This window comes from Streptomyces sp. NPDC046716 (assembly GCF_040645755.1).
GTDB lineage: Bacteria > Actinomycetota > Actinomycetes > Streptomycetales > Streptomycetaceae > Streptomyces.
This window is the reverse complement of record NZ_JBEYYU010000114.1, coordinates 1-10,957: the sequence shown is the minus strand read 5'-3', so window position 1 is coordinate 10,957 and position 10,957 is coordinate 1. Positions and strand designations below refer to the sequence as shown.

At 71.6% G+C, this 10,957-nt stretch carries 12 protein-coding genes and 1 tRNA gene; 6 read left to right on the top strand and 7 right to left on the bottom strand.

Features of this window, described 5'->3' with window-relative positions; all coding sequences use genetic code 11:
• Positions 1–207 precede the first annotated feature (207 nt).
• Positions 208–1,818: a DoxX family protein gene (locus tag ABZ930_RS40605; protein WP_361560382.1), complete on the top strand. Its 1,611-nt coding sequence runs from the start codon at positions 208–210 to the stop codon at positions 1,816–1,818.
• Positions 1,819–1,894: 76 nt separating this feature from the next.
• Here ABZ930_RS40605 and ABZ930_RS40600 read toward each other — a convergent pair whose 3' ends face one another.
• The 3 genes from ABZ930_RS40600 to ugpC all read right to left on the bottom strand — a co-directional run bounded on the left by ABZ930_RS40600 (position 1,895) and on the right by ugpC (position 4,519).
• On the bottom strand, positions 1,895–2,650 hold the full coding sequence (locus ABZ930_RS40600) for a nucleotidyltransferase family protein (protein WP_361560380.1): 756 nt from the start codon (positions 2,648–2,650) through the stop codon (positions 1,895–1,897).
• A 64-nt stretch (positions 2,651–2,714) separates the two neighbouring features.
• Positions 2,715–3,173 (bottom strand): hypothetical protein, encoded by a 459-nt coding sequence (locus ABZ930_RS40595; RefSeq protein ID WP_361560377.1) that lies wholly within the window; start codon positions 3,171–3,173, stop codon positions 2,715–2,717.
• Between the two features lie 209 nt (positions 3,174–3,382).
• A complete protein-coding gene (gene ugpC, locus ABZ930_RS40590; protein ID WP_361560374.1) occupies positions 3,383–4,519 on the bottom strand; it encodes a sn-glycerol-3-phosphate ABC transporter ATP-binding protein UgpC in 1,137 nt (378 codons plus the stop codon).
• A gap of 215 nt (positions 4,520–4,734) precedes the next feature.
• On the opposite strand from ugpC, the gene ABZ930_RS40585 reads away from it, so the two are divergent.
• Positions 4,735–4,808: transfer RNA gene (locus ABZ930_RS40585), tRNA-Thr, on the top strand.
• An 82-nt stretch (positions 4,809–4,890) separates the two neighbouring features.
• A complete protein-coding gene (locus tag ABZ930_RS40580; RefSeq protein WP_361560371.1) occupies positions 4,891–5,172 on the top strand; it encodes a hypothetical protein in 282 nt (93 codons plus the stop codon).
• A gap of 22 nt (positions 5,173–5,194) precedes the next feature.
• Here the strand turns inward: ABZ930_RS40580 and ABZ930_RS40575 are convergent, their stop codons facing one another.
• Positions 5,195–6,613, bottom strand: a complete 1,419-nt coding sequence (locus tag ABZ930_RS40575; protein WP_361560368.1) for an FAD-dependent oxidoreductase — start codon at positions 6,611–6,613, stop codon at positions 5,195–5,197.
• Between the two features lie 11 nt (positions 6,614–6,624).
• A complete protein-coding gene (locus ABZ930_RS40570; RefSeq protein WP_361560385.1) occupies positions 6,625–7,305 on the bottom strand; it encodes a rhomboid-like protein in 681 nt (226 codons plus the stop codon).
• A 33-nt stretch (positions 7,306–7,338) separates the two neighbouring features.
• Between ABZ930_RS40570 and ABZ930_RS40565 the strand changes: the two genes are divergently transcribed.
• The 3 genes from ABZ930_RS40565 to ABZ930_RS40555 all read left to right on the top strand — a co-directional run bounded on the left by ABZ930_RS40565 (position 7,339) and on the right by ABZ930_RS40555 (position 9,551).
• A complete protein-coding gene (locus ABZ930_RS40565) occupies positions 7,339–8,232 on the top strand; it encodes an aminoglycoside phosphotransferase family protein (RefSeq protein ID WP_361560365.1) in 894 nt (297 codons plus the stop codon).
• A 128-nt stretch (positions 8,233–8,360) separates the two neighbouring features.
• On the top strand, positions 8,361–8,831 hold the full coding sequence (locus ABZ930_RS40560; protein ID WP_361560362.1) for a GNAT family N-acetyltransferase: 471 nt from the start codon (positions 8,361–8,363) through the stop codon (positions 8,829–8,831).
• 42 nt (positions 8,832–8,873) lie between these two features.
• Positions 8,874–9,551, top strand: coding sequence for a pentapeptide repeat-containing protein (locus tag ABZ930_RS40555; RefSeq protein ID WP_361560359.1), 678 nt, complete (start codon positions 8,874–8,876; stop codon positions 9,549–9,551).
• A 13-nt stretch (positions 9,552–9,564) separates the two neighbouring features.
• Here the strand turns inward: ABZ930_RS40555 and ABZ930_RS40550 are convergent, their stop codons facing one another.
• Together ABZ930_RS40550 and ABZ930_RS40545 are read right to left on the bottom strand one after the other, a co-directional pair.
• On the bottom strand, positions 9,565–10,065 hold the full coding sequence (locus ABZ930_RS40550; RefSeq protein WP_361560356.1) for a hypothetical protein: 501 nt from the start codon (positions 10,063–10,065) through the stop codon (positions 9,565–9,567).
• Between the two features lie 22 nt (positions 10,066–10,087).
• The gene (locus ABZ930_RS40545) at positions 10,088–10,726 is read right to left on the bottom strand and encodes a response regulator transcription factor (protein ID WP_361560353.1); all 639 of its coding nucleotides are present in this window, start codon (positions 10,724–10,726) and stop codon (positions 10,088–10,090) included.
• Positions 10,727–10,957: the final 231 nt, after the last annotated feature.

The following is a 10,957-nucleotide window of genomic DNA, read 5'->3' as shown; positions in this document are numbered from 1 at the left end:
CGTGGCTGGTCGCGCAGTTCCCCGCGCCCCTGAGGCATGCGCTTCGCGCAGCCTCCCCTGGATGCCGAAGGCATCTCAGGGGCGCGGGGAACTGCGCGAGAAGCCCCACCGGCCCGCAGGTGGCGACGAGACCCGGAACGACCTTGACGGGGCCCGGACATTTTGGCGCAGTCAAGGCAGTGTCCTAAACACACATCACTCGGTTAGATGAGTGTGGACACCAGAACGCCCCGCACACCCTCGGGGGACCGCTCGTCGGGATTCGACGACGCTCCCGCGCTGAGCATGGTGAAGGTTCCGTGCGACCCGGCGCAGGTCATCGTCAACCACGCGAGTTTCCGCGTGCAGCTTCCCACAGCGCAGAAGACGCAACTCCCGCGCATCGCCCGGCACTTGTCCGCCGTCGACGCGGCGACCGCGCGCATTCCCGTGATCACCGCCGCCGGAACGCCGGCGGCCCGGCGACGCCCCGTCGTCATGAGCGGCGGCGCCTTCGCCGCCGACGGCCTGCTGACCGGCGCGCGGCGCCCCGGCGAGCCCGACGTGGGCGGTGCCACGCAGGTCATCCCGCGCATCGACGTCGACGACCTCTATGAGGGCGATCCGACCCAGGAAACACCCGTCGTCGAGCCCGGCACCCGGATCCTGCCCCAGATGCGGCAGTCCGGCAGTGCCTTCGAGGACTCCGGCGAGCTCGACCAAGTCCGTTACCGGGGCGACGAGTTCGACGCCGGTGACGGCGGCGAGAGCGACATCGAGACCACCGCCGCCCGCCGCTACGGACCCGTCCGGCACGCCTACTACCCCGGCCGCCGGATGAACCTCGGCGTGGTGCTGCTCCCGCTCCGCGTCTTCCTCGGCTTCATCTCCATCTACGCGGGCATGGGCAAGCTCTGCGACCCCGTCTACTTCGACGGCGGCGAGCGCGGCTCCATGGTCAAGTGGCTCAACTCGCTGCACCCGTGGGAGCTCGCCGAGCCGCTGCGGGACTGGGCGCTGCAGCACCCGGTCGGCGCCGGGCTCGCCATCGCCTTCTTCCAGGTCATCGTCGGCGTGCTGACCGTGCTCGGACTCTGGCAGCGGCTCGCCGCCGCCATCGGCGTCCTGCTCTCCGCCGCGATCCTCGTCACCGTCAGCTGGAAGACCGTCCCCGCCTACGACGCGCCGGACATCATCTATCTGGCCGCATGGTCGCCGCTGATCATCGCCGGCGCCCCGGTCTACTCCATCGACGGACGGCTCGCCTCACGCGCCTGGCGGCGGCTCGGCCCGCGCTCCACGCTCGGCGAGCTGCGCCGCTACGTCCTGCGCCGCGGCACGGTCATCGCGACCGTCGTCATCGGCCTCACCCTGCTGATCGGTTCGCTGCTCGGCGGCGCCGTGCGCGACGCCGACCGGGTCACCGCCCCGGGCCCCGGCGACGCCCCGCACAACCAGCTGCCCGGCTCCCCGCTCCCCTCGGAGCCCGGCGCCACGAAGCGGCAGGAGCAGCGCTCGTCGAGCCCCTCGGCCTCCAACACGCCGACGCAGGGCACCACGTCGAGCCCGTCCGGTTCGCCCGGCGCCGCCCGCGAGAGCGGCAGCGCCAGCGGGACGACCAGCACCCCGACGCAGGGCGCCACGGCGGGCCAGGCCCCGCCGCAGCAGACGACCCCGCAGCAGCCGCCGAGCAGCACCGGCGGCGCGCCCACCACCGGTGGTGGGACGTCCAGCGGCGGCACGTCGGACGGCGGCTCGTCCTCCACCGGTGGGGACGGCGGCGGCGGTTCCGACTCCTCGGGCGGCGGCAGCAAGCTCGTGGGCGGTCTGCTCGGCTGACCGTCCCACCCGCCCGCTACGCCGATGGGGCCCCGCACGATCGTCGTGCGGGGCCCCATCGGCGTGGGGAAGGCGCTCAACGGCCCTGGGCGGCCAGCTCCTTCGCGGCCTCGGTGAGGTCCTTCGCCGTGTCGATCGCCCGCCAGTACGCGCCCTGCGGGAGCGGGAAGCCCGCGAGCCGCTTGGCGCGGGCCAGGCGCGGGAACGTGGTGCGCTCGTGGTCGCCGGTGGCCGGGAGCAGCGAGGCGAACTCGGGGGAGAAGACGTAGACGCCCGCGTTGATCAGATACGGGGACGGCGGGGCCTCGATGAAGTCGGTGATGTGGCCGAACGCGTTGGTCTCGACGGCGCCCCACGGGATGCGCGGCCGGGCCAGCGCGAGCGTCGCCGTCGCCTCCCGCTCGTGGTGGAAGTCGGCCATCTCGCGCAGCGAGAACCGGGTCCAGATGTCGCCGTTCGTGGCGTACCAGGGGCGGTCGGGGTGCGGCAGGTGCGCGGCCGCGTACTTGAGGCCGCCGCCCCGGCCGAGCGGCTCCGTCTCGACGACCGTCGTGACCCGCAGCGGGAGGTCGGCCCGCGCCAGCCACTCCTCCAGGACCTCGGCGAGATGGCCGCAGGAGACGACGGCGTCCGTGACGCCCTCCTCGGCGAGCCAGGACAGCTGATGGCCGATGATCGGCGTGCCGGTGCCCGGGATCTCCACCATCGGCTTGGGGCGGTCGTCGGTGTACGGGCGCAGCCGCGAGCCCTGGCCGCCCGCCAGGACGACGGCCTGCGTGGGCCGGTGCGGATACGAGTGCGGGCCGTGCGCGGCGGGTTCAGCGGTCGTCATGACCGGAACCCTACGTGCGCACGGCCCGTCGGGTGAGGGGAGCGTGGCGGTGGTGAGCCGTCCGTCAGGCCCGGAAGCCGGCCACGCCCGAGGCGAAGGAGGTGTCGCAGACCGGACGGGCGAACGACTGGGCGCGCGCCGGACCGTAGGCCTGGACGGCGGCACGCCCCAGCGACTTCGCGATCGACATGCAGTACTTGGCGAGCGAGGGCCGCTGGTCGATCTCCTGCTGGAGGTGGGTGAGTGCCGTCCCCGGATCCTTCTCCTGCAGCTCGACCAGAAGACGGTCGCGCAGGACGTCCTGGGGGGCGCGCGACTTGGCGCGCGCTGACACGTCCTGTGAGGAAGCTGTGAGGACGGAGTCCGAAGAGCCTCCCGACCAGTTGACTCGGGTGACCGCGAGGGTTCCGGAGAGCACCAGCATCACCGGCAGGACGAACGCGAGCGTGCGGGCGGCGCGGCGGGCGGGGCCCCGGCCCCGGGCGCGGCGCGGCTTCTGGGTGTAGGTAGCAGAGTGCGTCACGCGAGTGAGCGTAGCGGTAGGTGATGATTTGGCGACATTTAGTCACTCGACCGAGCGACACGTAACTTGGTTTTGATGATGAGGTGTTGACGCGCAGTAGTGAAATGTCCGAGTTGCCGGGGTATTTGTCGACAACGTGGCCGAACGCGCGGAAGGGCCCCGCACCGAAGTGCGGGGCCCTTCCGTGGACTTCTGCCCGAGGAGCCGGATCAGTCGGTGAGGCGCTCGCCCGTGGAGGTCGAGAACACGTGGGTCTCGCCCGGACGGGGCACGACGTGCAGCTGGGCGCCCTTCTCGGGCACCTGGCGGCCGTTGACCCGGACGACGAGGTCCTTGGTCTCGCCACCGACCTGGGCGGTGCCGTAGACGTAGCCGTCGGCGCCGAGCTCCTCGACGACGTTCACGGAGACCGCGAGGCCCGCCGGGGCGTCCGAGGCGTCCTTCGTGAGGGTCTTCGCGGCCTCGCCACCGTGCTCGACGATGTCGAAGTGCTCCGGGCGGACACCGACCGTGACGGTCTTGTCGCCCTTGTCCGTGGCGGCCTTGAGGGCCTCGCGGTTGACCGGGACGACCGAGTTGCCGAACTTCACGCCGCCGTCGGTGATCGGGACCTCGACCAGGTTCATGGCCGGGGAGCCGATGAAGCCGGCGACGAAGAGGTTGGCCGGGCGGTCGTACATGTTGCGCGGCGAGTCGACCTGCTGGAGCAGACCGTCCTTGAGGACCGCCACACGGTCGCCCATCGTCATGGCCTCGACCTGGTCGTGGGTGACGTAGACGGTGGTGATGCCGAGGCGGCGCTGGAGCGACGCGATCTGCGTACGGGTCGACACACGGAGCTTGGCGTCGAGGTTCGACAGCGGCTCGTCCATGAGGAAGACCTGCGGCTCACGCACGATGGCGCGGCCCATCGCGACACGCTGGCGCTGACCGCCGGAGAGGGCCTTCGGCTTGCGGTCCAGGTACTCGGTGAGGTCGAGGATCTTCGCGGCCTCTTCGACCTTCTGCCGGATCTCCGCCTTGTTCACGCCGGCGATCTTCAGGGCGAAGCCCATGTTGTCGGCGACGGACATGTGCGGGTAGAGCGCGTAGTTCTGGAACACCATGGCGATGTCCCGGTCCTTCGGCGGCAGGTGCGTGACGTCGCGGTCACCGATGCGGATCGCTCCGCCGTTGACGTCCTCGAGACCCGCGAGCATGCGCAGGGAGGTCGACTTTCCGCAGCCGGAGGGACCGACGAGGACGAGGAACTCGCCGTCCTCGATCTCGATGTCCAGGCCGTCGACCGCGGGCTTGGTGGAACCCGGGTAGACGCGGGTCGCCTTGTCGAACGTGACAGAAGCCATGGCTGTGAAGCCCCCTTCACCGGCAGGAACGTGCCGGACGATCCGTTGTAAAGAAGGTGATCCCCGCCGGGCGATCCCGGAGAGGTGTAGTCCACACGGGTGAACTGATCGGACGGTACCTGGCGGATGCCGGATCTGTCAGTAGTCCGGCGGCTGTGAGATTCGTCGAAATTTTCGACGGCGACGGCTCCGGCTTTGGTTACACTGCTCGGGCTGCCTCCTTAGCTCAGCTGGTCAGAGCGCCGCTCTTGTAAAGCGAAGGTCGTCGGTTCGAATCCGACAGGGGGCTCGGTACTGACCGGAGGAGACGGGTCACGGCTGTTCGGCCGTGACCCGTCTTCCCGTTTCCACGTCGTCTCGGGGGAGATCACATGAAGCGCGCTCTCGCAGTCCTGGCCACCGTCGTCGTGCTCGCCGCGCCGCTGGCCGGGTGCAGCAGCTCGAAGTCCGTCAGCGGCACCGTCGTCAGCAAGAACACCGACCGCGACTGCTCGACCAAGAAGAAGCACGGCAAGCGGACCCGCAGCTGCCACACCGAGTACGAGCTGCAGGTCCGCACGAAGAGCGGTGACCAGGAAGAGGTCGACGTCAGCAGCGGCGACTACGCCGACTGCGTCGAGGGCTCCAAGTATCCGAAGTGCACCACCCGCTAGGACAGGCCCTGGCCGCCCCGCGTCAGTGGCGGCCCGCCACCCGGTCCGCGATCTTCGCCAAGCGTGAGGAGTCCCCGGTGTTCGTGGTCAGCTCCCGGCGGTCGGCCGCGTAGTACGTGGCGTACATGCCGTGCACGCCCAGCCAGCGGAAGGGCTCCGGCTCCCACTTGCGGACCTTGTGGTTGACCCAGGGCAGTGTGGTCAGCTCGGTCGGGCCCGCCTGGCCGGAGTCCTGCTGGACCAGGTCGCGCAGGGTGCGGGCGGCCAGGTTGGCGGTGGCGACGCCCGAGCCGACGTAGCCGCCCGCCCAGCCCAGGCCCGTGGAGCGGTCCAGGGTGACCGTGGCGCACCAGTCGCGCGGGACGCCGAGCACGCCGGACCAGGCGTGGTCGACGCGGACCCCGGCGAGCTGCGGGAAGAAGCGGTGCAGGATCGCCGTCAGCGCCTCGATCGTCTGCGGCTGGGTGCGGCCGTCGTTGTCCGTCTTCGAGCCGTAGCGGTACGGGTAGCCGCGGCCGCCGAGCGCGATCCGGTCGTCGGCGGTGCGCTGCGCGTACATGTACGCGTGCGCCATGTCGCCGAGCGTCTCGCGGCCCGCCCAGCCGATCGACTCCCACTGGGCCTCGGTCAGCGGCTCCGTGGCGATCATCGAGGAGTTCATGGGCAGCCAGGTGCGGCGCTGGCCCTTGAGGGAGGCCGTGAAGCCCTCCGTGCAGCGCAGCACGTACGGGGCGCGGACGGTGCCGTAGGGCGTGATCGCGTGCTTGGGCTTGATCTCGGTGACCGGCGTCGACTCGTGGATGGTGACGCCGAGCGCCTCCACCGCCTTCGCCAGGCCCTTGACCAGCTTCACCGGGTGCAGGCGTGCGCCGTGCGGGGTCCAGGTGGAGCCGACCGCGCCCGCGACCCGGATCCGCTCCGCCGTCTCGCGGGCGCCGTGCAGCGTGCGGTCCTTCTCGCCGTACGTCAGCTCGGCCTCGTGGAAGGCCTTCAGGCGGGCCAGCTGGGCCGGGGTGTAGGCGACTTCGAGGACACCGCCGTGGTGGATGTCCGCGTCGATGGACTCCGCGCGGGCGGTGTCGACGACCTCGGTGACCGTCGCGTTCATCGCCTGCTGGAGGCGGACCGCCGCCTCGTGGCCGTGCAGCTTGGCGTAGCGGTCGCGGCCCGCGATGCCGTTGTAGAGCCAGCCGCCGTTGCGCCCCGAGGCGCCGTAGCCGCAGAACTTCTGCTCCAGGACCGTGATGCGCAGGAAGGGCGCCGCCTGCTTCAGGTAGTACGCGGTCCACAGGCCCGTGTAGCCGCCGCCGACGATCACGACATCGGCGCTCGCGTCGCCGGAGAGGGGCTCGCGGCCGTCGGGGAGACCGTCGTCCGCGTACCAGAACGATATGCCGCCGTTGGCTGTGCGCCCGCCGTTCCCGCTGTTCACGCTGCTCATGCGGCGGGACGCTATCGCACGCGGGTGACGGCTGCCCAGGCCCGGCGCAGGGCGGCCGACGGGTCCAGGGCGGGGCCGGGGCGGTCGCGGGTGAGCGGGAAGCAGGCCAGGCCGATCAGGACGGAGGCGAAGTGGCCCAGGTCGGTGAAGGTGCGGCCGGTGACCAGCGGCGCGCCGTAGACGACGAGCACCCCCGCCGCGTACGCGTACCGCCACGGGCGGGCGAAGCGGTACGTGAGGACGGCGACGACGCCCGCGAGTGCGTAACTCACGCCCACGTCGAGGGTGTTGACCATGGATACGGGGGCGTGGCCGTGCCGGATCGCCCACAGCAGGGAGCCCTCGCTGATGTAGGTGGCGCCGATGTGCGCGGTGCCGAGGACGAGCAGCCAGCGGCCGGTGCCCAGCCAGCGTTCGGCGGGTGCGTGGAAGAGCGTGTAGAGCACCGCGTACGAGAGCCAGCCGCCGCCGTCGATCCACAGGGCGCTCTGCACCAGGACGCGGAAGGGGTGGGTCGACAGGGCGTGGATGTTGGTGGAGCGGGCGCCGAGGAACGCGTCGAGGGTGTCCGGCGCCATCTGGCGCACGACGATCGTGGTGACCAGCAGGATCGCCAGCCAGACGTACGTGCCCGGGGCGCCGCGGAGCCAGTCCGCCACGGCGTGCCGGGCCCGGCGCGGAAAAGGGTGCATGGTCGATTCAGGCACGTCGGTAGGGTCGGGCGGGTGATCGACATTCCGGACGGTCTTGTGCAGTCGCAGTACACCTACGCGGGGGAGGCCGGACGCGCGTTCATCGCGGCGCTGCCCGCGCGGGTGGAGGAGTTCGTCGAGCGGTGGGGGCTGCGGGTGGACGGGCCCGCGATGCACGGGATGGCGGCGCTGGTGCTGCCGGTGGTGCGGCGGGCCGACGGGCTGCCGGCCGTGGTCAAGTTCCAGGTCCTGGACGAGGAGACGGAGGGCGAGCCGGTCGCGCTGCGGGTGTGGGGCGGGGACGGGGCCGTCCGGCTGCTCGACCACGATCCCGGTACGGGCACGATGCTGCTCGAACGGCTCGACGCCGGGCGGATGCTGAGCGTCGTGACGGACACCCGGGCGGCGGTGACCGTCATCGCGGAGCTGCTGGCCCGGCTGACCGCCGGACCGGCGCCGGACCGTGTGCGGCGGCTCGCGGACATCGCCGCGCTGATGCTCGCCGAGATGCCCGGGGCGCTCGGCCGGATCGCCGATCCCGGGGAGCGGGGGCTCGTCGCGGACTGTGCGGCGGCGCTGCGGGAGGTCGCGGGCGACGGTTGCGGGGACCGGCTGCTCCACTGGGACCTGCACTTCGAGAACGTGCTGGCGACGGTCGACGGCCGCGAGCCGTGGGTCGCCATCGACCCGAAGCCGCTCGCCGGTGATCCCGGGTTCGATCTGTGGCCCGCGCTGGACAACCGGTTCGAGGGTGATGAGGTCGTCTGGCGGTTCGAGGCGATGACGGGGGTGCTGGGGCTGGACCGGGAGCGGGCTCGGGGGTGGACGTTGGGGCGGGTGGTGCAGAACGTGTTGTGGGATGTCGCCGACGCGCGTCCGCTGGCCGCTGGGGACCTGGAGATTGCGCGGAGGTTGTTGGGGAGGTGAGGCGGGGTTTTTTTGGGGTTCGTTGTCGGGTGCGGGCCGGTGGCCGCTTCTCGCGCAGTTCCCCGCGCCCCTGAAGCGAGCTGCGCTCGCTCAGGGGCGCCGCGCTCGACGACGCTTAAGCTGCGCGGATGATCCGTACAGCCACAGTCGACGACATCCCCGTCATCCACGCGATGATCCGCGAACTCGCCGCGTACGAGAAGGTGCCCGACGAGGCGCGGGCCACCGAACAGCAGCTCGGGGAAGCCCTGTTCGGGGAGCGGCCGGCGGCCTTCGCGCATGTCGCCGAGGACGCCGACGGCGAGCCGGTCGGGTTCGCGCTGTGGTTCCTGAACTTCTCCACCTGGCGGGGCGTCCACGGCATCTACCTGGAGGACCTGTACGTGCGCCCGGAGGCGCGCGGCGGCGGCCACGGGAAGGCGCTGCTCACCGAACTCGCCCGGATCTGTGTCCAGCGGGGGTACGAGCGTCTGGAGTGGTCGGTGCTGAACTGGAATCAGCCCTCGATCGACTTCTACCGGGCGCTCGGCGCGCGGCCGCAGGACGAGTGGACGGTGTACCGGCTGACGGACGCGGCGCTGGCCCGCCTCGGCGGCTGAGCCGGGCGCGGCGTTGTCAGTGGGGGAGTGCAGCATGGGGACATGGCGACGGAACGGCGTGGTGCGGCGGCGAAGGTGAAGAGGGCGCGGCGGCCGGAGGTGCGGCTGCCTCCGCTCGTGCCGTGGGAGGGCGCGGGTCTGGAGCCGGACGGGGACTACGACGGCGTGGAGTTCCGGGGTGTGGACTTCGCCGGGCAGGAGGGGATCGGGGCGCGGTTCATGGACTGCGCGGTGGAGGGGTGCGCGTTCGACGAGGCGGGGCTCGCACGGGCCCGGATCATCGACTCGACGCTGACCGGGATCAGGGGCGTCGGCACCGATCTGGCGGAGGCCACCCTGCGGGACGTCGAGGTGGTGGACGCGCGGCTCGGCGGCGTGCAGCTGCACGGGGCCGTCCTGGAGCGGGTGGTGATCCGCGGCGGCAAGATCGACTATCTGAACCTGCGCAAGGCACGGCTGAAGGACGTCGTCTTCGACGGATGCGTGCTGGTGGAGCCGGACTTCGGGGGAGCGCGCCTGGAGCGGGTGGAGTTCACCGGGTGCGTGCTGAAGGAGGCGGATCTGACGGGCGTGACGCTGGTCGACGTCGATCTGCGGGAGGCGGCCGAGCTGGGCATCGCGCGGGGTGTCGACCGGCTGGGCGGCGCCGTGATCTCGCACGGGCAGCTCTTCGATCTGGCGGGGGCGTTCGCGGCGCAGCTGGGAGTGCGGGTGATCTGACGCGGGCGGTCCGCTACGGCAGGCGCGGGAAGCGGCCCTGGAGGTCCCAGATCGCCGGGTTGTCTCCCAGGTCCTCGTGCATGTCGGTGAGGTCGGCGATCAGGTCGTGCAGGAAGTCCCGTGCCTCGCGGCGCAGCGCGGAGTGGGAGAACGTCAGCGGGGGCTCGCCGCCCTCCATCCAGTCGGCCTCGATGTCGACCCAGCCGAAGCGGCGCTCGAAGAGCATGCGGTCGGTGGACTCGGTGAAGTCCAGGTCCGCGTACTGCGGGGTCGCCGAGCGGCTGCCGCGCGGGTCCTTGTCGAGCTGCTCGACGATGTCGCACAGCGCCCAGGCGAAGTCCAGGACCGGCACCCATCCCCAGGCTGTGGACAGTTCCCGGTCGGCCTTGGTGTCGGCCAGGTACACATCGCCGCAGAACAGGTCGTGGCGCAGCGCGTGGACGTCCGCGCGGCGGTAGTCCGTCTGCGGGGGGTCCGGGAAGCGGCGGGAGAGGGCGTAGCCGATGTCGAGCACGGGTCGATGGTGTCATGCCCGGTCACGGCAGCAGGCGCTGCTCCTTCGCGACCGCCACGGCGCCCGCCCGGGTGTCGACGCCGAGCTTGTCGTAGATCCGGCCCAGGTGGGTCTTGACCGTGGCCTCGCTGATGAACAGGGCCTTGGCGATCTCCCGGTTGCCCAGGCCGTGCGCGAGCTGGGCGAGGATGTCGCGTTCGCGGTCGGTGAGGGTGGGGCGCGGCTTGCGCATGTTCGCCATCACGCGGGAGGCCACCGGCGCGGAGAGGGCCGTGCGGCCCTGGGCCGCCGCGTGGATCGCCGCGAAGAGTTCTTCGGGGCGTTCGGCCTTGAGGAGGTAGCCCGTGGCGCCGGCCTCGATGGCGCGGGTGATGTCGGCGTCGGTGTCGTAGGTGGTCAGGACCAGGACGTGCGGGGTGGGGGCCGGGCCCGTGGTGAGGCGGCGGGTGGTCTCCACTCCGTCGATGCCCGGGCCCAGCTGGAGGTCCATCAGGACGACGTCGGGGTGGAGTTTCGCGGTCAGCGCGACGGCTTCTTCGCCGGTGCCCGCCTCGCCGATCACTTCGATGTTCTCGGCGCTGTCCAGGAGGGCGAGGAGGCCGGCTCTGACGACCACGTGGTCGTCGCAGAGCAGGAGGCGGACGGGGGGCTGGGCTGTCATGTGCGGGCTCCTCGGGGGTGTGTTGTCGGGTGCGGCGCCGTCGTGGCCGGCCGCGCAGTTCCCCGCGCCCTTGAGATGCGCACTTCGTGCGCCATCGCATCAGGAGAGGCGCGCTGACGCGCGGCCTCAAGGGGAGGCTGCGCGTCAGCGCATGCCTCAGCGCGTCGGTGCGGGCCCCAGGTTCAGGGCGCACGGATGTGTGAGGACGGACGCGATGACAGCAACTGCCAG

Bases quoted from the DNA above. Each gene is read 5' to 3' on its own strand.
- ABZ930_RS40580 (WP_361560371.1), top strand. From the start codon at position 4,891: ATGAAGCGCGCTCTCGCAGTCCTGGCCACCGTCGTCGTGCTCGCCGCG.
- ABZ930_RS40605 (WP_361560382.1), top strand. From the start codon at position 208: ATGAGTGTGGACACCAGAACGCCCCGCACACCCTCGGGGGACCGCTCG.
- ABZ930_RS40570 (WP_361560385.1), bottom strand. From the start codon at position 7,305: ATGCACCCTTTTCCGCGCCGGGCCCGGCACGCCGTGGCGGACTGGCTC.
- ABZ930_RS40545 (WP_361560353.1), bottom strand. From the start codon at position 10,726: ATGACAGCCCAGCCCCCCGTCCGCCTCCTGCTCTGCGACGACCACGTG.
- ugpC (WP_361560374.1), bottom strand. From the start codon at position 4,519: ATGGCTTCTGTCACGTTCGACAAGGCGACCCGCGTCTACCCGGGTTCC.
- ABZ930_RS40600 (WP_361560380.1), bottom strand. From the start codon at position 2,650: ATGACGACCGCTGAACCCGCCGCGCACGGCCCGCACTCGTATCCGCAC.
- ABZ930_RS40575 (WP_361560368.1), bottom strand. From the start codon at position 6,613: ATGAGCAGCGTGAACAGCGGGAACGGCGGGCGCACAGCCAACGGCGGC.
- ABZ930_RS40555 (WP_361560359.1), top strand. From the start codon at position 8,874: ATGGCGACGGAACGGCGTGGTGCGGCGGCGAAGGTGAAGAGGGCGCGG.
- ABZ930_RS40560 (WP_361560362.1), top strand. From the start codon at position 8,361: ATGATCCGTACAGCCACAGTCGACGACATCCCCGTCATCCACGCGATG.